Here is a 22,070-nt window from a genome sequence, read left to right as displayed (position 1 = left end):
AGCTTTAGTTATATAAGTGACATGCAACCCTATGCCCAGGCTTCACCTCCTTTAATTGAGGCTTGATCTTCGAACACTCCGGCATTGCATGGGCGCAGCGCGGATGGAATGTACAGCCGGAAGGCGGGTCGATCGGGCTCGGGACATCGCCTTCAAGGATGATCCGTTCTTTCTTTTTACGGGGATCAGCCTCAGGGATGGCAGAGATCAGCGCCTGTGTATACGGGTGCAGCGGCTCTGCATATAAACTGGACTTATCAGCGACTTCAACAAGGCCGCCGAGGTACATGACGCCAATCCGGTCGCTCATATGCTTCACGACGCTCAGGTCGTGGGCAATGAAAAGGAAAGTAAGGTCAAACTCTTCCTGAAGCTCTTTCAAAAGGTTCAGCACCTGAGACTGGACTGATACATCCAGGGCAGAGACCGGTTCATCGGCAATGATGAGCTTGGGCTTCAGTGCCAGGGCCCGGGCAATCCCGATCCTCTGCCTCTGCCCGCCGGAAAATTCGTGAGGATATTTATAATAGGCATCTTCAGGAAGCCCTACCTTTGCCAGGAGCTCCATCACTTCCGGCTTCAGAGCTTTCTCTGAGCGCCTTGTATAGTTGCGGATTGGCTCGGATATAAGGTTCCCTACCATCATCATCGGGTTCAGTGAAGCATATGGATCCTGGAAAACCATCTGGAAATCCTTGCGAATCTTCCTGAGAGTTGTTCCGCGGAGATTTGTAATATCCTGGCCGTCGAAGATGATTTCCCCTTCAGTAGGCTCCAGAAGTCTCAGGATCGTCCTTCCTGTTGTGGACTTCCCGCAGCCTGACTCGCCGACAAGGCCGAGAGTCTCGCCTTTTTTGATTTCAAAAGATACATCGTCTACTGCTTTAACGGCAGCCACTGTCCTTCTTAGGATGCCGCCTTTGATAGGATAGTAGGTTTTCAGATTTCTGACTTCAAGCAGCGTTTCGTTGCCGCTTTTGTCTTTTTTCAGAGCGGGAGATGTTGTTGCTGTCGTCATTATAGTGTCACTCCTTCTTTCGGCCTGCTAGTTTCATAGAGCAGGCATGCTACCTCATGCCCTTCTTCATTTTCAGCCAGCAGCGGGGTGACAGCAGTGCATTCCGGCATTGCCTTAGGGCACCTGGCTGCAAACTTGCATCCCGTTTTAGGCATGTTTTTAAGTGAAGGTACAATCCCTTTTATTGTGCTTAGCGATTCGACTTCTTCATCCATTTTCGGGATGGCGCCCATCAGCAGCTCTGTATATGGATGCTTCGGATTATGGAAGAGAGTGTCGACATCTGTGCGCTCTACAATTCTTCCGGCGTACATGACAAAGACATCATCGCACATTTCTGCCACTACCCCGAGATCATGCGTGATCAGGATGATGGACATATCATTTACTTCCTGTATTTCTTTCAGGAGCTCCAGGATCTGGGCTTGTACGGTTACATCCAAGGCTGTCGTCGGCTCATCTGCGATCAGCAGCTTCGGCTGGCAGGCAATCGCCATGGCGATCATGACCCTCTGCCTCATACCTCCGGACAGCTGATGAGGATATTCGTCGACGATTTTTTCCGGACGGGAGATGCCGACACTCTTCAAAAGGGCGATGCTTTTCTGCCTCGCTTCTTTTTTTGATAGTTTCATATGGTTGAAGAGCACTTCCTGCAGCTGGAACCCTATTGAAAATACCGGGTTGAGCGAGGTCATCGGCTCCTGGAAGATCATCGCAATATCCTTGCCCCGAATTTTATTGATCTGGCGTTCACCCATGTCTTCGAGATGAACCCCATCGAAGACGACTTCTCCTGATTTGATCTTGCCGATCCCTTTCGGAAGCAGCTTCATGACGGAAAGGCTCATGACCGATTTACCGCAGCCGGATTCCCCTACGATGCCTACTACCTGGCGGGGCTTGACTTTGAAAGAAACATTATCGACTGCATTGTAGTATTTTCCATCGATGGAAAAAGCAGTCTCTAAATTATTCACCTCTAGCAAAGGTGCATCTGTATTGGAGTGTGATTTAAAGCTCATGGGACACCTCTTACCTTTTTGAATTGTCTGTTAATTCATTGTATTTGATTAAAATACTATTACAGATTTATTACAATTGCAAGATTTTTTTAAAATTTATTAACTTTCATTATTTTAGAAAAAACAAAAAGCCCTTGATTTAGGGCTTTAAAGCGCTTTAATATACTAAAAAATTATAATTTGTTCTTCCAAAGTTTCGGGTTTCAAATTAAAAGAAACTTTTGTAGAAAAGTTATTCTCTTCGAAATATTGTTTTACAATCCAATATCCTGCAGCATATCCGAGCAGGTCAGGGTATCTGCCTTTTCCGAAAAGTATCTGATCATGGACTTGATCTTTTTTTGTTTTTTTCAGGTTTTCTTTAATATATTTCTTCCACCAGTTTCCAAGCTCTTTTTCTGAATAGCGGGTGCACCAGGATGCCACATAGTCTTTGCCGCAATTCATTTCAACCGCATATTCCGCCATTCCTTCAAGCACCATCGAGTCAAGAAGGGTGTAGTCCTGGAGTTTTTTCTTTTGCTCCCTGATCCGGCAGACATGATGGTACTCATGAATTAAAAGGGATTCCAGTTCTTTCTCATCCTGGGCGTGTTCAAAGAAAAGAAACATTTTATCGGGAAAAGACACCCCAGATTTCACCGTTCCTGAACGTCTTGCCCTGCTCCCGCTCCTGTTCACCGGAAAGATATAAACAGGTATATCCGGACCATTCCACTTTTTCCGGTATTTCTTATAAAGCCCGCCTGCTGATTTCCACGTGCCTTTGCCTGCCAATTCCTCGTACACCTTGAAATTCACCCGGTCCGGCCTGTACATCCCAAACCGTGTTAAATAACCATAAATTGGCTCAGGCTCCTTTTCCCCGAACTCATCCAGAAGCCGGCTGCAAATTTTCTCAGGCTCCCAGAAATCCTGTTCAAGCCATTTATCTGTTTCCATGATCCCCAAAGCCCTGCGCCTCCCTGTTAGATTATCCTTATATTCTATTGGCCGGGTAAAGGAATGTTTCCCGGAAGACTTATAGAAAGGCAAAAAGGCAGCACAGGCCGGAATTGGCCTGTGCTGCCTTTTTGTCTTTGTTTTATTCTGTATACTGCTTGAAAACGATGGTGGCATTATGGCCGCCGAAGCCCAAAGAGTTGCTCATTGCAGCTCTGATATCTTTCTTCCTGGATTCGTTCGGCACATAATCCAGATCACATTCAGGGTCTGGAGTTTCATAATTGATGGTTGGCGGGAGAATAGCATCCTTCATAGCGAGAAGCGTGAAGATTGCCTCTACCCCGCCTGCTGCCCCAAGCAGGTGGCCTGTCATTGACTTGGTGGAGCTGACTGCCAGTTTGTAGGCATGGTCACCGAATACTTCCTTGATGGCAAGCGTTTCAAATTTGTCGTTATAATCAGTGCTTGTGCCATGTGCATTGATATAGTCGATATCCTGCGGTGAAAGGCCGGCATCATCAATCGCCATTTTCATCGCCCTTGCTCCGCCCTCACCGGCAGGAGCAGGAGCCGTAATATGATAGGCATCTCCTGTAGAGCCATAACCGACGATTTCTGCGTATATTTTGGCGCCCCTTGCCTTGGCATGCTCAAGCTCTTCCAGGACAACGATTCCAGCGCCTTCGCCGATGACAAAGCCATCTCTGTTTTTATCAAAAGGGCGGCTCGCTGTTTTAGGATCCGGATTAGTCGACAAAGCAGTATTGGCACAGAAGCCGGCAACAGACATACGGGTGATCGGCGCCTCTGCCCCCCCTGTTATCATGGCGTCCGCGTCGCCCCTCTGGATGACCTTGAAAGCATCGCCGATCGAATTGGTCCCTGTAGCACAGGCTGTGACTGTACAGGAATTAAAGCCTTTCGCACCGAGTGTAATGGAGACCTGCCCTGTTGCCATATCCGGAATCATCATTGGGACAAAGAAAGGGCTCACCCTTCTGTATCCTCTATTAAGGAAGGTTTCAAACTGATTTTCGAATGTTTCCATCCCGCCGATCCCGGAACCGATCCAAACGCCTATCCTTGGCGCGTTCTCGTCATTAATTGTTAGATCGGCATCCTTTACCGCCATCAGGGCCGATGCCACTGCATATTGCGTAAAGCGGTCCATTTTCCTTGCTTCTCTTTTATCAATGAATTCATGAGGGTCAAACCCTTTGACTTCAGCTGCAACTTTTGCAGGGTACTCATCGCTGTTCAGCCTTGTCAGGGGCCCTACACCTGAATTTCCTTCAATTATATTCTTCCATGCAGTTTCTGCATCATTACCGACTGGAGAAACTGCTCCGATTCCTGTCACGACAACTCTTCTATTTTCCATCATTTATACATCTCCTTCTTTGCCAAGGATACTTTTATTCATATACTTCCGGCCGGCCCGGCTTTCAGGCTGGCATTCTGCTATCTGCCCCAGCGCATCGCGATGGCGCCCCATGTAAGTCCTCCCCCGAAGCCAACCATGACAAGTAGGTCCCCATCCTTGATTTTTCCGGCTTCCAGTTCATCGACTATCGAGATCGGAATGGAGGCTGCCGATGTATTTCCATACTTATGGACTGTTTTGGACATTTTCTCTTCCGGCAGCTCAAGGCGCTGGCGCGCTGCTTCCATGATTCTGATATTAGCCTGATGCGGGATAAGGAAATCAACATCTTCCTTGGACAGCCCCGCTTTTTCCAGGACATTCAGGCTGCTTTCCCCCATTTGCCTGACAGCGAACTTGAATACCTCGCGGCCGTTCATATAAATATGGTCATTCTCATTCTGATACAAGTGCTTTCCGCCAGTGCCGTCCGCCCCAAGTTCGAAGGACAGGATTCCCTTATCATCCGAAACCGGGCCTATCACTGCTGCTCCTGCTCCGTCGCCGAAAAGAACCGCTGTATTCCGGTCTTCCCAGTCGGTTATCTTCGACAGCTTTTCAACGCCTATGACAAGGATATGCTTATATGCGCCGGTTTCAATGAATTGCTTTGCAGTTATCATACCATACATGAAACCTGCACAGGCAGCACTGATGTCCATAGCAGCAGCCTTGACCGCACCAAGCCTTTCCTGCAGCATACAGGCAACAGTCGGGAACGGCTGGTCCGGAGTGACTGTTGCCACAAGGATCATATCAAGGCTTTCAGCAGAGACCCCTGAATTTTCAAGGGCTGCAACCGCAGCATTATAGGCTAAGTCGGAAGTGTCCATATCGTCACCCGCGATCCGCCTCTCTTCTATTCCTGTCCTTGTTCTGATCCATTCGTCGTTTGTGTCCACCATTTTTTCTAAATCAAAATTTGTCAGTATCTTTTCCGGAACGAACTTTCCGATTCCAAGTATGCCTGCATTCATGGAAACCCACTCCTTCTCACGATTTAAATGCCAGCCGGCTTAACAGCCGTATTTATACTCATTTTATTATCAATTATTATGACTTGGTACTAATTTTAGCAAAAATATTAAAGAAGAAGCAACCTTTTTACTTGAAATTTTCTCTTGCGCCCCGGCTTCTGCCCTATCACGGGAGATTTCCGGGCATACGTTATTATAAAGATATTCAGTGGAAGGGGATGCACGATGGACACGGACAGCAGGGAAGAAAAGGAGCATTCGGAGCTGGACGGATTTTCCAGATTCATGTTCGGCCCAAGGCAAAGGATGCAGGATGAGTCTATGGCAAATGATGCCCCAGAAGGACAAGGCCAATCAATGAGACCATCGGGAGATTGGATATTGGGCGGACCGGAGCGCAAGCCGGCAACCGGCCGGGAAGATGCGCGGGAGCCGGGCCAGATTGAAAAAATCCTCGACGGTGTAGACCTTGGAGAGCTTATGGACAATATTGATACCCTTATGACTTCAGCCGGACAGCTGAAGCCGCTTTTTAAAAAGGTGACACCTCTATTCCAGCAGTTCCTGAAAAAAGGATAATAAGAATCGCTGGATAAAAGCGAAAGGGATTCCTCAACAATTAGAAGCAAAAAAAAACAAGCTGCCTGATTCAGGGCAGCTTGTTTTATGTAATGATATCCGTTCTTATTCACCGCTTTGGGCATCCTGCCTGCCTAGCTCGTATGCTTCATTCATGACTTTGGTGAAAAGTGTCATAAATGGCTGGATCATCTCCAGCGACAGCTCGATTCCTGCCTTTTCCAGCTCCTGCTGGGCTTCAGGCATATATTTCATGGCTATTTGCATAAACTCCATCGTTTTATCATTGGATTGCATAAGGGCATTTCCTCCTTTTCCTCAACTTTGGCCAGGCAATTTGCCTGTCTCTTTATACCTTTCAATAGATGAGTTTAGCTCATCCCGATAATTTGGGTCAACATCCGGACTGTATTTTCCAAGCGAAATCACACCATCTTCAAAATCAAATGACAGATTCCCTGATTTAAGCTTCCCATCATTCATCCTTTCTGCCACCAGCTCATAAAGTGCATCTACATGCTGGATCGTACTCGTAAGGACGGTGGATTCCCCAAGGTCTGACTGGTCGGAAATATAGCCGATCGCATACAGACCCAGTTCTTTCACTTTTTCGATCACTGGCACATTAAAGCCGTCGCCGGCAGGGTAAATCACATCAGAATGGTTCCTGGCCATAACATCCAGAAGCTCCAGGGCCCTTTGTTCATTATCCCATTCTCCTACATAGCGGATTTCCACCTCAACATCTTGATTCTGGTAGATGGCTCCTTCATAAAAGCCCTCGACCTCAGGCTGCCATTCAAAAGCTGCCATCACTCCGACTTTATTGGTTTCTGACATTTCTGCCGCAAGCATCCCTGCAAAATAACCCATAGCATAACCTTCAAAATTCAAGCTGGTGGTGTTTTCATTATTGGCATCGCCATTAAAGCTGACAAAATGGATGTCAGGATATTCTTCTGAAATTTCATTGAAATACAGGGCGTATTCGTTTCCGTGTCCAAAAATAAGGTTTACACCCTTCTGTGCGTACTCCCTTACTGCACGCTCAACAACAGGAAGAGAGTTCATTCCTTCTTTGTAAAATACATCTACATCGAATTTGGATTGGATTTTAAGCATCCCTTTATAACCCTTCGTGCCCCAGACCTGGTCATTGATCGTATCGGGCACAAGCAGTCCTGCTTTCTTCAGCTCTCCACGGGGAGAAGCCTGTCCGCATGAAGACAGCACCAGAAGGAGCAGCAGAATCGGGCTTATGAATTTCACAAAACGGAGCATGTATATCTGACCGCCTTTCCAAGCGCACTGATAAAGGCTCTCTATATGGTGCCGCTGGCCGGGAAAACAGCCAGCAAAAAGGCAGTAGTGCAGCTTCAGTATTTAAGGAAGGCTCCGGCTGTTCCGGAACCTGATAAAAGAGCCATAAGACCCATAATTTCCTTGTCTTATATCATTTTACCCTTAATTCAGCGGAATGAAAATAAATTTCCTCCATTAGAAATCTTTGGAGCTGCCTGGTCCGCATAACCGGCTGAAAGAATTAACCTCTTTTCAGAGATTCTCGCTGCTTATCCAGCACAATGTGATAAGGTATTTCTTCTCTGATGATTTTCCTGTCTGCTTCAGGAGCAATTGCGGGAGTGCAGCCGGCCAGCTCCTTTATGCCAAGATGCCTGGCACATTTTTCCCAGCGTCCTTCTTCCCCGCTCCATAACAAAAGAGCCCCGGATTCTTTTGTTTCGGCTGCTTCAATAATTCCTTCGGCAGCTTCCGCTGCATGGATTGCATCCCCTTTATGCTCAAGCCTGTTGTTATTCTTTTTTCCCAGCCCCTCTATTGCCTGCTGAAAAGCAAAAGCAGAAGGCTGCCAGAGCCCGAACAACGTAGGAAGATATATTTTCAGGGCTCCCGGCATGCAGCTTCCATCTTCCTTTTTTTCATCATATTGGACGGGCATCAGGATGACAGGCTTGGAGCCTGTTTCTTCTATTGCGCCCTTTAAATGGCCGAATATCCCTTCCCACGAAGGGAGCCCCGGTTCTTCCCTGAAATGATAGTCATAAAGCGAAAGGAAAATGAGATGGGGTTCCTCAATGGAGCCCTTTGCCTTCCAGTCTGCTGCACTGTACACTGTAAAATTGGCATTGCGTCCGACAAGCAATTCTTTATCTGCTGTATATTTGTCATCCCCTCTGGAGCCGGGGACAATCCCTGTCACTTCTAGGCCGCGGTCAAGCAGCTTCATTGTCAAATGGAAACCCAAAAATTCGTATGCGCCTACAACAATTGCCCGATTCATAGCACTTCCTCCCTGATACGCTTACTTTTAGTATCCTATGCCGGGAAACTGGAAATATTTCTTGGTCCGGCGGCACCTTCTACTCAGGGATATCTATAAAAAAGAAGCCTATTGGAAAATAGGCCTCCTATAAAATCTTTTCATATGATTTTAAAAACTGGGCCATCTGGCTGCCAAGCTGCTGCTTTTTGTCAGGGAGCATATAGCAGATCGATATGGGTGCATTCTCATCCTTCCACTTAACAGAAAGTTCATTCAGCAGGCTTGACTGTTTATATGCCCTGCCTCCTGACAGTACATGGATGATTTTCACCGGGATCGGCGTGCGGTCCATAATTTCCTCTGCCGGCATGCTTCGTTCTGCCAGAGCCCGGGGCGAGTCAGACTCATGTGATATGGCAAGCTCCTTAAGAAGCTTTTTATAAAAGAATTTATGTTCCTTTTCCTGCTCCAGATGGTCCTTGAGCGAAAGGATAGGGTTCAGGAGGATGACAGAGCGGATTTTCCCTTCCATTTCCCTCATGAGCTTCAAGGCAGCCAGTGCTCCCATTCCTTCTGCGATAATGTGGATTTTTTCATTGATGATTTCTGTCCTCAGGATATGTTCGTATAAATTCCTCGCCATCTCTACCGCCTTATCACTGCCCCAATTCCTCCCATACAGATTGGAATAGAACACTGTATATCCGGCTCTCCTAAGAAGGCGGAGAATCGATGCCTTTCCTTCATTCTGCGTCCAGAAGCTGCTCTTTTCGTCAACGAAATGCCTTTCATCCCCAATGATCATGATACCGAAACCTTTTGGCCGCTCAGGATAGTGGATCATATTCCATTCGGTATCAAGTTTGAAGTTTCGGTGTTCCATTATAAAAACTCCTTTAACATATGTGATCATAATTAATGTATGAAAAGCATGGTTAAATGCAAGGGAATATGCCTACCGCCGGTGAAAAAGAGGGAACAGCCCCTGGCCCCCGGACAGCCAAGGCTAAAAGGCGTTTATTATTTTTTCAGGTTGTGGTAATATGATATAAGATTACATAATGAGGTGAAAACAGTGAAATACTTTTGGACTCTTTTCTGGACTTTCCTGCTTGTAGAAATGCTGACATATGTAGTCAGTTCCATGATTGGCTCAACATTTGATTTTGTAACCGGTGCCATCGTCGCTGCAGGTGCCACTATCCTTATTCTTGTTCTGTCTGCCATTATCCCTGAGGAATCTGCAGGCAAACAAGGCTTGCATTAATCAGCCGCCAAAACCAGGTCATCCTGCACAAAGCAGGATGACTTTTTTTTGGCTGAGGCCCATCAGGACTTCCGTGAATTCTTAAGTATGATGTCCCCATCTTCAATTACTATTTCAACAGAGCTGTTATCCCGGATCCTTCCGGAAATGATTTCCTTTGCCAGCCTGGTTTCGATATTCCTTTGGATGAATCGTTTAAGCGGGCGCGCCCCATACACTGGATCGAATCCGTTTTGTGCAATATATTCTTTCGCTTCATCCTTTATACTTATTTTAATATGCTGGTCCTCAAGCCTCCTCTGCAGGTCTGCCATCAGCTTGCCGACAATTCCTTTAATGTCTGCCAGCGACAGGGGCTTGAACAAGATCAATTCATCGACTCTGTTGAGGAATTCAGGGCGGAAGCGGCTTCTCAATTCCGTCATGACCCTGTCCCTTGTTCCCTCAGGGATTTCATCGCCGGCCTGCTCGAGCAGGTAGGCAGAGCCGATATTGGAAGTCATGATGATGACTGTATTCTTAAAATCAACCGTCCGGCCCTGGGAATCCGTCACACGCCCATCATCCAGCATCTGCAGGAGAACATTGAAAACTTCAGGGTGGGCCTTTTCGATTTCATCAAGAAGAATGACTGAGTACGGCTTTCTCCTTACTGCTTCTGTAAGCTGTCCGCCTTCCTCATATCCTACATACCCTGGAGGTGCGCCGATTAGTCTTGAAACTGCATGTTTCTCCATATATTCGGACATATCGATCCGGATCAGCTGTTCTTCATTGTCAAAAAGGGAGTGTGCAAGCGCCTTAGCCAGCTCAGTCTTCCCCACTCCGGTTGGCCCCAGGAAGATAAAGGAGCCGATTGGCCGATTAGGATCCTGTATCCCGGCTCTTGCCCGGAGGACGGCATCTGCTACAAGGCTGACCGCTTCCTCCTGCCCGATAACGCGCTGATGGAGGGTGTCCTCAAGCTTGAGGAGCTTTTCCCTTTCACCTTCTACAAGCTTTGTGACAGGGATTCCGGTCCACCTGGCCACAATGCCGGCAATTTCATCTTCTGTCACCTCTTCGCGGAGGAGACGCTCTCCCTGCCTTTCCCCTTCCTCGGATTCCAGCTTCTTCAGCTCTTTCTCGAGGGCGGGGATAGATCCGTGCCGCAATTCCGCCGCTTTGTTGAGATCATAATTATTCTCAGCCTCCTGAAGATCCAGGCGGTATCTTTCCAATTGCTCTCTTTTTTCCTGGACCTTTTGAATAGCTTCTTTTTCAAGCTCCCATTTCGTTTTCATGGAGTATGCCTTTTCTTTCAGTCCTGCCAGCTCTTTCTGCAGGGCTTCAAGGCGTTCGCGGCTGCTGTCATCACTTTCTTTTTCGAGAGCCGCTTCTTCTATTTCAAGCTGCATGACACGGCGTGACACTTCGTCAAGCTCAGCAGGCATAGAATCGATTTCTGTCCGGATCATGGCGCATGCCTCATCAACAAGGTCGATTGCTTTGTCCGGGAGGAAGCGGTCTGTGATATATCTGTCAGAAAGAGCTGCAGCAGCGACCAGGGCACGGTCATGGATGTTGACTCCATGGTGGATTTCAAATCTCTCCTTCAGCCCCCGCAGGATGGAGATGGAATCCTCAACATCCGGTTCGCTTACGAGCACCTGCTGGAACCGGCGCTCAAGCGCCGGATCTTTTTCAATATATTTTCTATGCTCGTTGAGTGTGGTGGCACCAATGCAGTGCAGCTCTCCGCGTGCGAGCATCGGCTTCAGCATATTCCCTGCATCCATCGCCCCTTCGGTCTTCCCCGCCCCTACAATCGTATGGAGTTCATCAATGAACAGGAGAATTCTCCCCTCACTTTTTTTCACTTCATTCAATACCGCTTTTAGCCTTTCTTCAAACTCGCCCCTGAATTTTGCTCCTGCAACAAGGGAGCTCATATCAAGCGAGAAAATCGTTTTATCCTTCAGCCCCTCCGGCACATCCCTGCGCACAATCCGCTGGGCCAGCCCTTCTACGATGGCAGTTTTGCCGACACCCGGCTCCCCTATAAGGACGGGATTATTTTTCGTCTTCCTGGAAAGGATGCGGATGACATTCCTGATTTCGCTGTCCCTGCCGATTACAGGATCCACTTTCCCAGCCTTCACTTCAGCAACAAGATCTCTGCCATATTTCTTCAATGCTTCATAAGAAGCTTCCGGGTTTTGCGAGGTCACTTTTTGATTCCCCCTGATAGCCATAATGGCTGTATTTAATTCTTCAAAGCCAGCTCCGCCAGCGGCCAGGAGCTTGCCTGCCTGAGTTTTTCCGCGCGCAGCGGCAAGCAGCAGATGCTCTGCTGAAAGATAGAGATCTTCAAGCTCCTGCATCATTTTCTCCGCATCAGCGAGAAGCCTCTGCAGGACGGCAGTTATATAAAGTTTTCCTTGCTCAGCTCCTCCCCCTGATACCTGGGGCTTCTTTGCCAGACTGTCTTCGAGTCCGCTTCTGAAGCTTTTTACAGAAGTTCCGGCTCTCTCAAGGATGGTGCTGACAAGGCTGTCTTCCTGTTCCATCAGGCTCAGGAACAGATGGGCTTCATCTACTTCCTGATGATGCATGATTGCTGCCTTTGACTGGGCATTCAGGAAACCCTGCTGCATCCTTTCCGTCATTCTGTTAAGATCCATAAAAAACCCTCCTTTGACCTTTGTTGACCTTTATTTATATTATAGACTTTTGTACATTTATGTAAAGAATTTAGATGCCCTCTTATCTATTGCCTTTTCACCCCCGTTAAAAACAAGCTTTTTACAGGTTGGGCAGCAAATGGGAACATATAAAAAACGAGGGGAATGATCCCCCCGCTTCTTAAGGCTTTCGCTGGTATGTCCAGATCCGGTTATGATTGGAAGCTTCCGGAAATGTATCTCCCGCTTTCATTTTCAGCTGCTTCGGGTTATTGACATTGCTCCCGGTTTCACCGATTTCGATATAGATCCCGTTATTGGGAGCCTTCTGGCCCGGACGGAATTGGCGGTTCTGCCCCATCGTGCAACTCCTCCTTATATTCAAAATCATTATTATTATATCCATCCATAACCGTGTTAAAGGAAGAAACAATTTCCACGGCCGGATATCGCTTTACACATCAAGCAGGTTTATAGTTAAATGAAAAAGGATAAAAACAGAAATTGGAGGAAAAACATTTGGAGGATTTTTTCGAATTAGTCAAATATCTGCTATTAGGATTATTCCAGGGATTTACTGAGCCTATCCCCATCTCCTCCAGCGGACATTTGGAAATTGCCGAGCACTTCATGGGTTTAAAAATAGAAGGCATGAGCTTTGCCCTGCTTGTTAACGCCGCTTCTTTGATTGCGGTTCTGATCATATACAGGGAAGATATCATCAGGCTTGCTAAAAATGGCCTTGTGTACATAACAACCAAGGATAAAAGGGCTGAAGCCGATTTTCGCTTTATCATTTATCTGATCATCGGCACCATTCCTGCCGGCGTCATCGGCATCCTGTTTGAGGATTACATCGATGAGCATCTCGCCCAAATCAAAACCGTGGGAATCACCCTGGTAATCACTGGCCTTGCTTTGTGGCTGATCCGCAATATGAAAGGCCGTAAGAATGATGCAGAACTCACACTCAAAGATGCCATCATTGTCGGCCTTGCACAGGCAGTTGCTCTCATACCCGGCATCAGCCGGTCAGGGGCAACAATTGTTGCTTCGATGGGCCTTGGCATGAAGCAGGAAACCGCGCTTAGATTTTCTTTCTTGCTGTATATTCCAGTCAGTGCCGGAGGAATGATCCTTGGGCTTAAGGATCTGCTTGGCGACCCTAATTTGGGATCACTGGCCATCCCCTACGCCATAGCCTTCATCGCTTCATTGGTGGCATCATATTTTTCACTGAAGTGGTTTATGAATATCATGGCTAAAGGGAACCTTATCTATTTTGCCATCTACTGCTTCATTGTTGGGCCGATTGTCTATTTTCTGGCATAAACCAGACAGGGCTTAACCACCTTAAATGATCCTTATGACACAAAAACCCAGAGTCCGCTGACTCTGGGTTTTTGGTTTATAAAAGCTCCGCTAACAGTGCTTTCTGGGCATGGAGACGGTTCCCTGCCTGCTGGAACACAGCAGAATGGCTGCCATCGATTATATCGGCAGCAACTTCCTCACCCCTGTGCGCCGGGAGGCAATGGAGGAAGGTATAATCCTGTTTTGCCGATGCTGCAAGCTGGCCATTTACCTGATAAGACCTGAATATCTCAAGGCGCTCGGCATTTTCCTGTTCCTGCCCCATGCTGGTCCAAACATCAGTATAAAGTATGTCAGCACCGGCAGCTGCTTCAAAGGGATTATTCACTACTTCAATTTCCGCACCGGTTTCTTTGCCAAACTGCTTTGCCACCGCCAGCACTTGTTCCTGGGGCTCATATCCGGGAGGTGCTGCAATCGTCATATTCATGCCTACCTTCGCTGCTGCAATCATCAGGGAGTGTGCCACATTATTCCCATCACCTGCATAAACAAGCTTCAGTCCTTCAAGCCTTCCTTTCACTTCATGGATGGTCAGCAAGTCAGCCAGCGCCTGGCAGGGATGGTAAAGATCCGTCAGCCCGTTGATGACCGGAATATCTGCATGCAGTGCAAGCTCCTCAACCATCCCATGGGAAAAGGTCCTGATCATAATCGCATCAACATACTGGGATAGAACCTTTGCTGTATCTGCAACGGTTTCCCCGCGCCCGATCTGCAGATCATTGCTGTTCAGATAAAGGGCACTTCCCCCCAGCTGGATCATTCCGGCCTCAAAAGACACCCTCGTTCTTGTTGATGGCTTTTCAAAAATCATTCCCAGTATCTTTCCGTTCAAAGACTTGGAATCCTTGCCGAGAAGGGAGGCATTCTTCATCTTCCTGGCCTTCTGGACAAGGCCCAGAATTGTATCTTTAGAGAAATCAGCCAGTGTCAAGAAATCCTTTCCTTTAATATCGAGGCTTTTATCTGCTGCTTGTGCGGTTATCATACAAGTGTCACATCCTTATTGAATTGGTTATGCCACTCCTTCAGTGGACATACTTCCCATTCCTTGACCTGAAGTGATTCCAGGAAGGCATAGAGTGTTTCCGGCTGTGTAAAGACAGGGAGACGGTTCTTGACAGCAAATTCTCTCAGCAGAAAATCTTCCTGTGCTTCTCCCCTGCTGAAGACAGCAAGGATGTTTGCATCCATATCCCGGGCTTCGCCTGCCTGCTGAAGACTTATGCCTAAATTGGCCAATGTCTCATTAAGATTTTCCATACTATCTGTTTTGCCTCTTCCCGTCATGATGACAGGTGCTGCTGCAGGCTTCAGTTCTTTATGGAAGGCTTTCTTCACAGCTTCATATAATGAAGGGGCCAAAGCAATACCTTCTCCTGTTGACCTCATTTCCGGTGATGTTTTTGGATCAAGCCCTTTAAGGGCATAATTTGAAAATACCGGATATTTCACGCAGACAAACGGCAGATTATCGTACAGCGGCCCTTCAGAATCGGGCAGTTTATATTTCCCAAGCAATATTTTTGTCGCAATTTGTACAAGCGGGACATTTGCCACCTTGCTGACGACCGGCACAGTCCTGCTTGCCCTGGGGTTTACTTCAAGCAGGTATACTTCCTCTCCGTCAACGATATACTGGATGTTCATCAAACCTTTATAGGCCAGATCCTTAACGATTTTTTTCCCATACTCGAACATTTTTTTCTTAGCTGTCCCGGAAACAGACTGTGCCGGCAGTACAGAGAGGCTGTCCCCGGAATGGACCCCTGTTTTTTCGATATGTTCCATGATGACTGGAACAAGTATGTTGTCCCCGTCAGCTGCAAGATCCAGCTCTGCTTCATCAGCATGCAGAAATTGATCACAAAGCACAGGGTAGATGATTTGCTGCTTTTCCAGGAAGCTCGACAGCTCGCTGCTGCTCTTGATTATGTGCATTCCTTTTCCGCCGATGACAAACGAAGGCCTGATCAGTACTGGATAGCCGATTCTTTCTGCTGCTTCCTTCAGCTCTGTGTCCGATGCAGCAGTCTCTCCCTTTATCCGCGGAATCTCCAGCCTGTCGAGGAGGCGGTAGAACAGGTCGCGGTCTTCCAGGTCATCAATGGCCGCCGAATGTGTCCCAAGCAGGTTGAGCCCTGCCTTCTCCAGCTTATCGGCCAGATTGAGAGCGGTCTGTCCCCCAAGCTGGACAATGACATCCTTAATGCCTTCTGACTCAGCAACATTGAGGACTGCTTCCGGTGTGAGCGGTTCAAAATAAAGGCGGTCGGCTGTTGCAAAATCTGTGCTGACCGTTTCGGGATTATTATTGATCATCACTGTTTCAATGCCTTCTGCCTTCAAGGCAAATACCCCGTGGACAGAGCAATAATCGAACTCGATTCCCTGTCCGATGCGGATAGGTCCGCTGCCGATGATCAGCACCTTCTTGTCTTTGCCCGGCAGCTGCTCGTTTTCGCCATAATAGCTTGAATAATAATAATTAGACTGTGCTTCAAATTCAGCTGCACAGGTATCCACCATTTTGTATGAAGGCAGTATTCCCAATTGCTTTCGCTTCTTCCTGACTGACAGGGCATCTTCCTTCCATACGGACGCAAGATATTCATCACTGAATCCTTTTTCCTTGAAAACCTGCAGCTGTTCTTTACGGACTGTTTCAAGTGAACAGGATGCAATTTCCTTTTCAAGGCTGGCGAGTCCGGCAAAGCATTGAAGATAAAAGAGATCGATTTTTGTAAGCTCATGGATGGACTGGATGTGATGCCCCCTGCGCAGAAGCTCCATCACTATAAAGAACCGTTCATCTGTCTGGCCCTTCATCCTGGCAACGAGGCTGTCATCTGTTAATCCGCCCAGCCCAGGGCTTTCCAAATCCAGATTGCCAGCTTCAAGCGACTGTACTGCTTTCAGCAGCGCCCTTTCGATATTGCGGTCAATCCCCATCACTTCCCCAGTCGCCTTCATTTGAGTGCCAAGCCTGCGGTCGGCTTCTGTAAACTTATCAAATGGCCATCTCGGGAATTTTACAACCACATAATCCAGGGCAGGTTCAAAGCTTGCATACGTATCGCCTGTAACCGGATTGAGGAGCTCGGACAGGCTGTATCCTACAGCCAGTTTGGCAGCCATCCTTGCAATTGGATATCCTGTTGCTTTTGAAGCAAGGGCCGACGATCTGCTGACCCTCGGATTCACTTCTATCAAATAATATCTCTTGCTTTCGGGGTCAAGGGCAAATTGAATATTGCATCCTCCGATGATTCCGAGTGCAGAGATGATCTTGATAGAGGCAGATCTCAGCATCTGATATTCTTCATCAGTCAGCGTCTGGGAAGGTGCTATGACAATAGAATCCCCGGTATGGACGCCGACAGGGTCGATGTTTTCCATATTGCAGATGGTGATGCATGTATTATCTTTGTCGCGCATCACTTCATACTCAATCTCTTTATAGCCTGCAATGCTTTTTTCCACAAGGCATTGGGAAATCGGGCTTTCGAGGAGCCCTCCCTCGACCAGAAGCATGAATTCCTCCATCGAATGGGCAATCCCGCCGCCTGAGCCGCCGAGCGTATAGGCGGGGCGGACAATGATCGGGAAGCCTGAAGCTTCGGCAAACCGCTTTGCTTCCTCTGCTTCCCTCACGATTTCGCTGTCTGGTACAGGTTCATCCAGCTCTTTCATCAGCTGGCGGAATTCCTCCCTGTCCTCACCCTTTTTTATGCTCGCAATCGGGCTGCCGAGCATTTTGACCTTATATTTTTCCAGCACTCCTGTTTCACTCAGTGCCATTGCCAGGTTCAGACCTGTCTGGCCTCCCAGCGAAGCCAGCAGTCCGTCCGGGCGTTCTTTCATGATGATTTTTTCAAGTGAATCAACGGTGAGCGGCTCGAAATAAATCGTGTCCGCATAACTGTGGTCTGTCATGATGGTCGCAGGGTTATTGTTGACGAGTATGACCTTATAGCCTTCCTCTTTCAGTGCCATGCAGGCCTGTGTCCCTGCATAGTCAAACTCTGCGGCCTGGCCGATGACAATCGGGCCTGATCCTATTACTAATATTGAAGTGATCGTCTGGTCTTTAGGCATAAGCTGTAACTCTCCCATGTGCTGCATTGATTATTTCGATAAACTCATCAAATATATACTCTGCGTCCTGCGGCCCGGGATGGGCTTCCGGATGGAATTGGACTGTACTGAGCGGAAGTGATTGATGGACAAGGCCTTCAATCGACCGGTCATGCAGGTTATGAAATCTTGTCTTCAAGCCGGTTCCCTTCAGGCTTTTCTCATCCACAACATAACTATGGTTCTGGGATGACATCATAACCCTTCCTGTCCGGGCATCCGCTATCGGATGGTTGGCCCCCCTATGGCCGAACGCCAGCTTCTTAGTGTCTGCACCAAGTGCCAGTGCTGCAAGCTGATGTCCCAGGCAGATTCCCAGGACTGGAAAGCTGAATATCAGCTTCTTGATTTCAGGCAGCATATCCTTCAGCTGCTTTGGGTCACCAGGTCCATTGGAAAGCAGGATAGCATCCGGCTGCATGCCCTTAATTTCCTCAAAGCTGGTATTGAAAGGCACTATAGTGATGCGGCATCCGCGTTTAAGCAGCGATTCAGCAATCGATTTCTTGTTCCCATAATCGATTAAAACGATATGGATGCTACCGGCACCAGCAGGATGATGCCCGGTTTGCGATACTGCTCTTACTTTTAAGGTGCTTTTTTCATGCGAACAGCAGGTTTGTTCTTTTTGAAGTGACATTACTGCCGGCATGGTGCCCGCATTTCTGATTTTTTTTACAACAGATCTTGTATCGATATGGCCGAGGAGCGGTATTCCCCATTTCTCCAAATATGCTTTAAGGCTGTATTTGGACTGGTAATGGTACGCATCTTCCGGAGTTCCATAGATAATGACCCCTGCAGCATGCGGCTTTCTGCTTTCAAAATCTGTTTCATTTACTCCGTAGTTTCCTATTTGCGGATACGTGAACACAATAATCTGGTCTTTGTAGGACGGGTCTGTCAAAACCTCCTGATAGCCGGTCATGCCGGTGAAAAAGACGATTTCCCCCTCTGTAAGCTCTGGCGGGGATTCAGAAACCCACTCGCCTTCATATGTTTCTCCGCTGTTTAAATGTAGGTAGCCCTTCATTGTGCACACACCTCTGCTAACGCATAAATATTATTTTTTATTAATTTTTATACATTTATTTCCTAATAAAACAGCTTTCTCAGCTGTGTTTTCTTGCTTCTCTTATGAATGGACTGATGCGGAAGCCCGCAATGTTTCTGCAATGATGCCTGCAGCTTTTTCTATCTGATCCAATGTGCATGTTAAAGGAGGAAGAAGCCTGATGACATGCGTTCCAGCAGGGAGGGCGATCAAACCTTTTTCCCTCAGCTCCCGAAGGAAAGAGTTTGCTTCAGCCGCCATTTCGATTCCTGCCATCATTCCGAAAATGCGGATATCCTTCACCCCGGGAATATCGGCCAGCCTATCCAGCAGGACAGCCTTGAAGCTTTCGCTCAGCTGTTCAAGCTCAGTGCCGAATCCGTCATCCATGACTGCCGCTAAAGTCGCTGAAGCGGCTGCAATGGCTATCGGGTTCCCGCCGAAAGTAGAACCGTGGCTCCCCGGGCCGAATGAATCTGCCAAATGTTCTTTTCCAAGCATGGCACCTATCGGCAATCCGCTGCCCAGTCCTTTTGCCGATGTGATAATATCAGGCTGAATATCAAAGTGCATATACGCAAATGGCTTCGCCGTCCTGCCAATCCCTGTCTGGATTTCATCGATGACCAGGAGGATGCCCTTTTCTTTGCAAAATGCAGCAAGCTCACTTACAAACGCTTTATCTGCTATATGGATGCCGCCCTCTCCCTGCACCATTTCAAGCATGACGGCCGCTGTTTCTCCATCTGCTGATTTTTTCACTGCATCTATATCATTGAACGGAACATACACAAATGTTTCGAGCATTGGCCCATAGCCGTGTTTGACCTTCTCCTGGCCTGTAGCTGACATGGCCGCAAATGTCCTGCCATGGAAGGAGTTGAGAAAGGTAATGATTTTCGTTTTCCCGGTTGCCTTCCGAGCCAGCTTGATGGCTGCTTCATTTGCCTCGGCCCCGCTGTTGGCAAAATACGCCCTATCCATCCCGGCATATTCACATAACAGAGAGGCTGCTTTCTCCTGGCCTGATTGTTCGAACAGATTGGAAACATGCCAGAAGTTTCCGAGCTGTTCCTTGACAGCTGCTTCTACCGCCTTGGGACGATGCCCAAGATTGCATACGCCGATCCCTGACGTGAAATCCAGATATTCTTTTCCGTTTTTGTCGATAATAGTGGACCCGTTTGCTTCTGCCGGCTGTATTTCCCAGCGCTGGTATACAGGAAACAGATTACTCATGCCATTGTCCTCTCTTTGCAATTGATTTGTGTTCCGCTCCAGGCACCCCCTGTATAAAATGGCTTCACACCTGAAATGATCCGGACGCTTTTCACACCCTGCCGGATGGCTGCAAGGGCTGATTCCACCTTGGGGATCATGCCGCCTGAAATTGTTCCATCCTGAATATAGGCTGCTGCCTTTTCATCTTCCAGCCTGTCTATCAAAGCCCCCTCTGCTTTAATGCCTTCAACATCGGTTACAAACAGGCATTGGTCCGCATTCAGTGCAAGGGCAACTGCAGCAGCTGCATAGTCTGCATTGACATTCAGCTTCTGGCCATCCTTTGTTTTAGCCAAAGGGGTGAGAACTGGAAGGTACCCGTTTTCCAGTAGAAGCTGCAGCAATTCCCTCGAAACATGATCAATTCTGCCGACATAGCCCAGCTTATCCTTATCAACGAAATCGCCGTGGAGGATACCGTCCGGCCCATTCACACCAAGGGCATTGAACCCATTCTCCTGAAGCAGGGCCGCCAATTTCCTGTTGGATTGTCCGGAAAGGACCATTTCAGCAGTTTCAAGGGTTCTTTCATCCGTTTTTCTCAGCCCCTGGACAAATTGGGACTCTATGCTTTTAAGCCTCAGCATATCATTAATCTCCGGACCGCCTCCATGCACAAAAATCAACTGATAACCCTGGACACTCAGATTCTTAAGGCTGTCAAAAAAATCGCTTGTCAGCCTGTCTAAGATACTGCCTCCGCATTTAATGACAATTAAACTCATCCTTGCCCCCTTAAGTGCGATAGCTCGCATTGATTTTGACGTAATCATAGGAAAGATCACAGCCCCACGCTTTTCCTTGGCCTTTTCCATGATGAAGGTCGACCGAAATCTTTATAGTTTCCTGCTGGAGATAGGCATTTGCCTCTTCCTCCGAAAATGCTTGCGGCTCACTGTTTCTCAGCATGCATATCGGGCCGATCCAGATATCCACATTTTCAGGATCCAGGCTGATATTGCTCTGCCCGAGGGCCCCGATGATTCTGCCCCAGTTTGCATCTGCTCCATATACAGCAGTCTTAACAAGATTAGATCCTACGATCTGCTTTGCTGCTGCGGCCCCCTCCTGGTCAGAAACAGCACCGGCAACTTCCGCCTCGATCAGCTTGGTCGCCCCTTCGCCGTCCTTTGCGATCTGCTTTGCCAGACTCTCACAGCAGGACCCCAGGAGGCCAAGGAACACATCCCATTCAGGATGCTCCGGAGACAGAGGCTCATTCCCGGCAAGTCCGTTGGCCATAACGAGGACCATATCATTTGTAGAGGTATCACCATCAACCGTGATCTGGTTAAAGGTACTGTCCGTGACCTCCTTCAATGCCTTCTGCAGGACTGAAGGTGAGATGCAGGCATCGGTTGTGACAAATCCAAGCATTGTGGCCATATTAGGATGAATCATGCCTGAGCCTTTGGCTGCTCCGCCCATCCGGATCGGAACACCGCCAATTTCTGCTTCATAGGCACAGTTTTTCATGACTGTATCGGTCGTTAATATGGCGGTCTGGAAGTCCTCTGCACTCTCTGATCCATTTCCTGGCTCAAGCCCCGCTATTCCTGCCTGGATCTTCTCCATTTGCAGATACTCGCCAATCACGCCAGTGGAAGCAACCGCGACCGAACATTCCTCCAGTCCGAATTTCCCTGCTGCCAGCTTCCTCATTTCAAGCGCATCTTTATATCCCTGCTGCCCGGTACAGGCATTAGCACAGGCACTGTTCACAATCACCGCCTGCAGCATCCCTCCTGCTGCCAGGCTTTCCTGGGTTACCTTCAAAGGGGCTGCCTGGAAAAGGCTTGTTGTATAAACAGCTGCACTGCTTGCCGGGACTGTGCTGGTTATAGCACCAACATCCTTTTTGCTGTATCTGAGGCCTGCGTGAACACCTGCAGCTTTATAACCCTTTGGACTGATAATGCTGCCATCCGGAATCTCCCTCACAGCACTTTCTTGTGACAATGCTTGCATGATTTGCCTCCTTGGAATTTTCTTTTGAATAACACTGTGCTGCTGGCACCAGTACCTGAACAGTGCATCATG

The 22,070-nt window shown here is 47.9% G+C and carries 20 protein-coding genes; 3 read left to right on the top strand and 17 right to left on the bottom strand.

Annotation, left to right across the window (positions count from 1 at the left end):
- Nucleotides 1-4: 4 nt before the first annotated feature.
- From LCM00_RS08435 to LCM00_RS08415, 5 genes are all read right to left on the bottom strand, one after another.
- Nucleotides 5-1,018, bottom strand: coding sequence for an ABC transporter ATP-binding protein (locus tag LCM00_RS08435; RefSeq protein WP_224900120.1), 1,014 nt, complete (start codon nucleotides 1,016-1,018; stop codon nucleotides 5-7).
- Nucleotides 1,018-2,043, bottom strand: coding sequence for an ABC transporter ATP-binding protein (locus LCM00_RS08430; RefSeq protein WP_224900118.1), 1,026 nt, complete (start codon nucleotides 2,041-2,043; stop codon nucleotides 1,018-1,020). Before LCM00_RS08430 ends, LCM00_RS08435 begins: the two co-directional genes overlap by 1 nt.
- Before the next feature lie 165 nt (nucleotides 2,044-2,208).
- Nucleotides 2,209-2,985: a DUF2268 domain-containing protein gene (locus LCM00_RS08425; protein WP_224900606.1), complete on the bottom strand. Its 777-nt coding sequence runs from the start codon at nucleotides 2,983-2,985 to the stop codon at nucleotides 2,209-2,211.
- Nucleotides 2,986-3,127: 142 nt separating this feature from the next.
- Entirely contained in the window at nucleotides 3,128-4,369 is a 1,242-nt protein-coding gene (gene fabF / locus LCM00_RS08420) for a beta-ketoacyl-ACP synthase II (RefSeq protein WP_224900603.1), read from the bottom strand.
- 80 nt (nucleotides 4,370-4,449) lie between these two features.
- The gene (locus tag LCM00_RS08415) at nucleotides 4,450-5,388 is read right to left on the bottom strand and encodes a beta-ketoacyl-ACP synthase III (protein ID WP_224900115.1); all 939 of its coding nucleotides are present in this window, start codon (nucleotides 5,386-5,388) and stop codon (nucleotides 4,450-4,452) included.
- Nucleotides 5,389-5,613: 225 nt separating this feature from the next.
- Here LCM00_RS08415 and LCM00_RS08410 point away from each other — a divergent pair, with 225 nt between their 5' ends.
- Nucleotides 5,614-5,967, top strand: coding sequence for a hypothetical protein (locus LCM00_RS08410; RefSeq protein WP_224900112.1), 354 nt, complete (start codon nucleotides 5,614-5,616; stop codon nucleotides 5,965-5,967).
- A gap of 105 nt (nucleotides 5,968-6,072) precedes the next feature.
- Here LCM00_RS08410 and LCM00_RS08405 read toward each other — a convergent pair whose 3' ends face one another.
- The 4 genes from LCM00_RS08405 to LCM00_RS08390 form a co-directional block, all read right to left on the bottom strand.
- Entirely contained in the window at nucleotides 6,073-6,264 is a 192-nt protein-coding gene (locus tag LCM00_RS08405) for a ComZ family protein (RefSeq protein WP_009794082.1), read from the bottom strand.
- A 21-nt stretch (nucleotides 6,265-6,285) separates the two neighbouring features.
- Nucleotides 6,286-7,248 carry a BMP family ABC transporter substrate-binding protein gene (locus tag LCM00_RS08400; RefSeq protein WP_224900110.1) on the bottom strand — a complete coding sequence of 321 codons (963 nt, stop codon included), beginning with the start codon at nucleotides 7,246-7,248 and terminating at the stop codon, nucleotides 6,286-6,288.
- A gap of 262 nt (nucleotides 7,249-7,510) precedes the next feature.
- The gene (locus LCM00_RS08395; protein ID WP_224900107.1) at nucleotides 7,511-8,269 is read right to left on the bottom strand and encodes a Rossmann-fold NAD(P)-binding domain-containing protein; all 759 of its coding nucleotides are present in this window, start codon (nucleotides 8,267-8,269) and stop codon (nucleotides 7,511-7,513) included.
- 127 nt (nucleotides 8,270-8,396) lie between these two features.
- Nucleotides 8,397-9,134 carry a lipase family protein gene (locus tag LCM00_RS08390; protein WP_224900102.1) on the bottom strand — a complete coding sequence of 246 codons (738 nt, stop codon included), beginning with the start codon at nucleotides 9,132-9,134 and terminating at the stop codon, nucleotides 8,397-8,399.
- A gap of 192 nt (nucleotides 9,135-9,326) precedes the next feature.
- Here LCM00_RS08390 and LCM00_RS08385 point away from each other — a divergent pair, with 192 nt between their 5' ends.
- Nucleotides 9,327-9,518, top strand: a complete 192-nt coding sequence (locus LCM00_RS08385; RefSeq protein ID WP_224900099.1) for a YjzD family protein — start codon at nucleotides 9,327-9,329, stop codon at nucleotides 9,516-9,518.
- A 62-nt stretch (nucleotides 9,519-9,580) separates the two neighbouring features.
- Here the strand turns inward: LCM00_RS08385 and clpB are convergent, their stop codons facing one another.
- Both clpB and LCM00_RS08375 read right to left on the bottom strand, forming a co-directional pair.
- Entirely contained in the window at nucleotides 9,581-12,181 is a 2,601-nt protein-coding gene (gene clpB, locus LCM00_RS08380) for an ATP-dependent chaperone ClpB (protein WP_224900096.1), read from the bottom strand.
- Nucleotides 12,182-12,362: 181 nt separating this feature from the next.
- Entirely contained in the window at nucleotides 12,363-12,542 is a 180-nt protein-coding gene (locus LCM00_RS08375) for a YjzC family protein (protein ID WP_009794074.1), read from the bottom strand.
- 158 nt (nucleotides 12,543-12,700) lie between these two features.
- Between LCM00_RS08375 and LCM00_RS08370 the strand changes: the two genes are divergently transcribed.
- Complete coding sequence (locus tag LCM00_RS08370) at nucleotides 12,701-13,513, top strand: undecaprenyl-diphosphate phosphatase (RefSeq protein ID WP_224900093.1); 813 nt, start codon at nucleotides 12,701-12,703, stop codon at nucleotides 13,511-13,513.
- 76 nt (nucleotides 13,514-13,589) lie between these two features.
- Here LCM00_RS08370 and argF read toward each other — a convergent pair whose 3' ends face one another.
- From argF to argJ, 6 genes are all read right to left on the bottom strand, one after another.
- Nucleotides 13,590-14,546: an ornithine carbamoyltransferase gene (argF, locus tag LCM00_RS08365; protein ID WP_224900090.1), complete on the bottom strand. Its 957-nt coding sequence runs from the start codon at nucleotides 14,544-14,546 to the stop codon at nucleotides 13,590-13,592.
- Nucleotides 14,543-17,656: a carbamoyl phosphate synthase large subunit gene (locus LCM00_RS08360; RefSeq protein WP_224900088.1), complete on the bottom strand. Its 3,114-nt coding sequence runs from the start codon at nucleotides 17,654-17,656 to the stop codon at nucleotides 14,543-14,545. Before LCM00_RS08360 ends, argF begins: the two co-directional genes overlap by 4 nt.
- Nucleotides 17,649-18,728, bottom strand: coding sequence for a carbamoyl phosphate synthase small subunit (locus LCM00_RS08355; RefSeq protein ID WP_224900086.1), 1,080 nt, complete (start codon nucleotides 18,726-18,728; stop codon nucleotides 17,649-17,651). Before LCM00_RS08355 ends, LCM00_RS08360 begins: the two co-directional genes overlap by 8 nt.
- 102 nt (nucleotides 18,729-18,830) lie before the next feature.
- A complete protein-coding gene (locus LCM00_RS08350) occupies nucleotides 18,831-19,988 on the bottom strand; it encodes an acetylornithine transaminase (RefSeq protein ID WP_224900084.1) in 1,158 nt (385 codons plus the stop codon).
- A complete protein-coding gene (argB, locus tag LCM00_RS08345) occupies nucleotides 19,985-20,755 on the bottom strand; it encodes an acetylglutamate kinase (protein ID WP_224900082.1) in 771 nt (256 codons plus the stop codon). The genes LCM00_RS08350 and argB overlap by 4 nt, the downstream gene beginning before the upstream one ends.
- Nucleotides 20,756-20,765: 10 nt before the next feature.
- On the bottom strand, nucleotides 20,766-21,998 hold the full coding sequence (gene argJ, locus LCM00_RS08340) for a bifunctional ornithine acetyltransferase/N-acetylglutamate synthase (protein WP_318247600.1): 1,233 nt from the start codon (nucleotides 21,996-21,998) through the stop codon (nucleotides 20,766-20,768).
- Between the last annotated feature and the right edge of the window lie 72 nt (nucleotides 21,999-22,070).

Source organism: Bacillus infantis, assembly GCF_020171945.1.
In the GTDB taxonomy this organism is placed as follows: Bacteria; Bacillota; Bacilli; order Bacillales; family Cytobacillaceae; genus Bacillus_AB; species Bacillus_AB infantis_A.
This window is presented reverse-complemented; position numbering and strand designations above follow the sequence as displayed.

Bases quoted from the DNA above. Each gene is read 5' to 3' on its own strand.
- LCM00_RS08435 (WP_224900120.1), bottom strand. From the start codon at position 1,018: ATGACGACAGCAACAACATCTCCCGCTCTGAAAAAAGACAAAAGCGGC.
- LCM00_RS08430 (WP_224900118.1), bottom strand. From the start codon at position 2,043: ATGAGCTTTAAATCACACTCCAATACAGATGCACCTTTGCTAGAGGTG.
- LCM00_RS08425 (WP_224900606.1), bottom strand. From the start codon at position 2,985: ATGGAAACAGATAAATGGCTTGAACAGGATTTCTGGGAGCCTGAGAAA.
- fabF (WP_224900603.1), bottom strand. From the start codon at position 4,369: ATGGAAAATAGAAGAGTTGTCGTGACAGGAATCGGAGCAGTTTCTCCA.
- LCM00_RS08415 (WP_224900115.1), bottom strand. From the start codon at position 5,388: ATGAATGCAGGCATACTTGGAATCGGAAAGTTCGTTCCGGAAAAGATA.
- LCM00_RS08410 (WP_224900112.1), top strand. From the start codon at position 5,614: ATGGACACGGACAGCAGGGAAGAAAAGGAGCATTCGGAGCTGGACGGA.
- LCM00_RS08405 (WP_009794082.1), bottom strand. From the start codon at position 6,264: ATGCAATCCAATGATAAAACGATGGAGTTTATGCAAATAGCCATGAAA.
- LCM00_RS08400 (WP_224900110.1), bottom strand. From the start codon at position 7,248: ATGCTCCGTTTTGTGAAATTCATAAGCCCGATTCTGCTGCTCCTTCTG.
- LCM00_RS08395 (WP_224900107.1), bottom strand. From the start codon at position 8,269: ATGAATCGGGCAATTGTTGTAGGCGCATACGAATTTTTGGGTTTCCAT.
- LCM00_RS08390 (WP_224900102.1), bottom strand. From the start codon at position 9,134: ATGGAACACCGAAACTTCAAACTTGATACCGAATGGAATATGATCCAC.
- clpB (WP_224900096.1), bottom strand. From the start codon at position 12,181: ATGGATCTTAACAGAATGACGGAAAGGATGCAGCAGGGTTTCCTGAAT.
- LCM00_RS08375 (WP_009794074.1), bottom strand. From the start codon at position 12,542: ATGGGGCAGAACCGCCAATTCCGTCCGGGCCAGAAGGCTCCCAATAAC.
- argF (WP_224900090.1), bottom strand. From the start codon at position 14,546: ATGATAACCGCACAAGCAGCAGATAAAAGCCTCGATATTAAAGGAAAG.
- LCM00_RS08360 (WP_224900088.1), bottom strand. From the start codon at position 17,656: ATGCCTAAAGACCAGACGATCACTTCAATATTAGTAATAGGATCAGGC.
- LCM00_RS08355 (WP_224900086.1), bottom strand. From the start codon at position 18,728: ATGAAGGGCTACCTACATTTAAACAGCGGAGAAACATATGAAGGCGAG.
- LCM00_RS08350 (WP_224900084.1), bottom strand. From the start codon at position 19,988: ATGAGTAATCTGTTTCCTGTATACCAGCGCTGGGAAATACAGCCGGCA.
- argB (WP_224900082.1), bottom strand. From the start codon at position 20,755: ATGAGTTTAATTGTCATTAAATGCGGAGGCAGTATCTTAGACAGGCTG.
- argJ (WP_318247600.1), bottom strand. From the start codon at position 21,998: ATGCAAGCATTGTCACAAGAAAGTGCTGTGAGGGAGATTCCGGATGGC.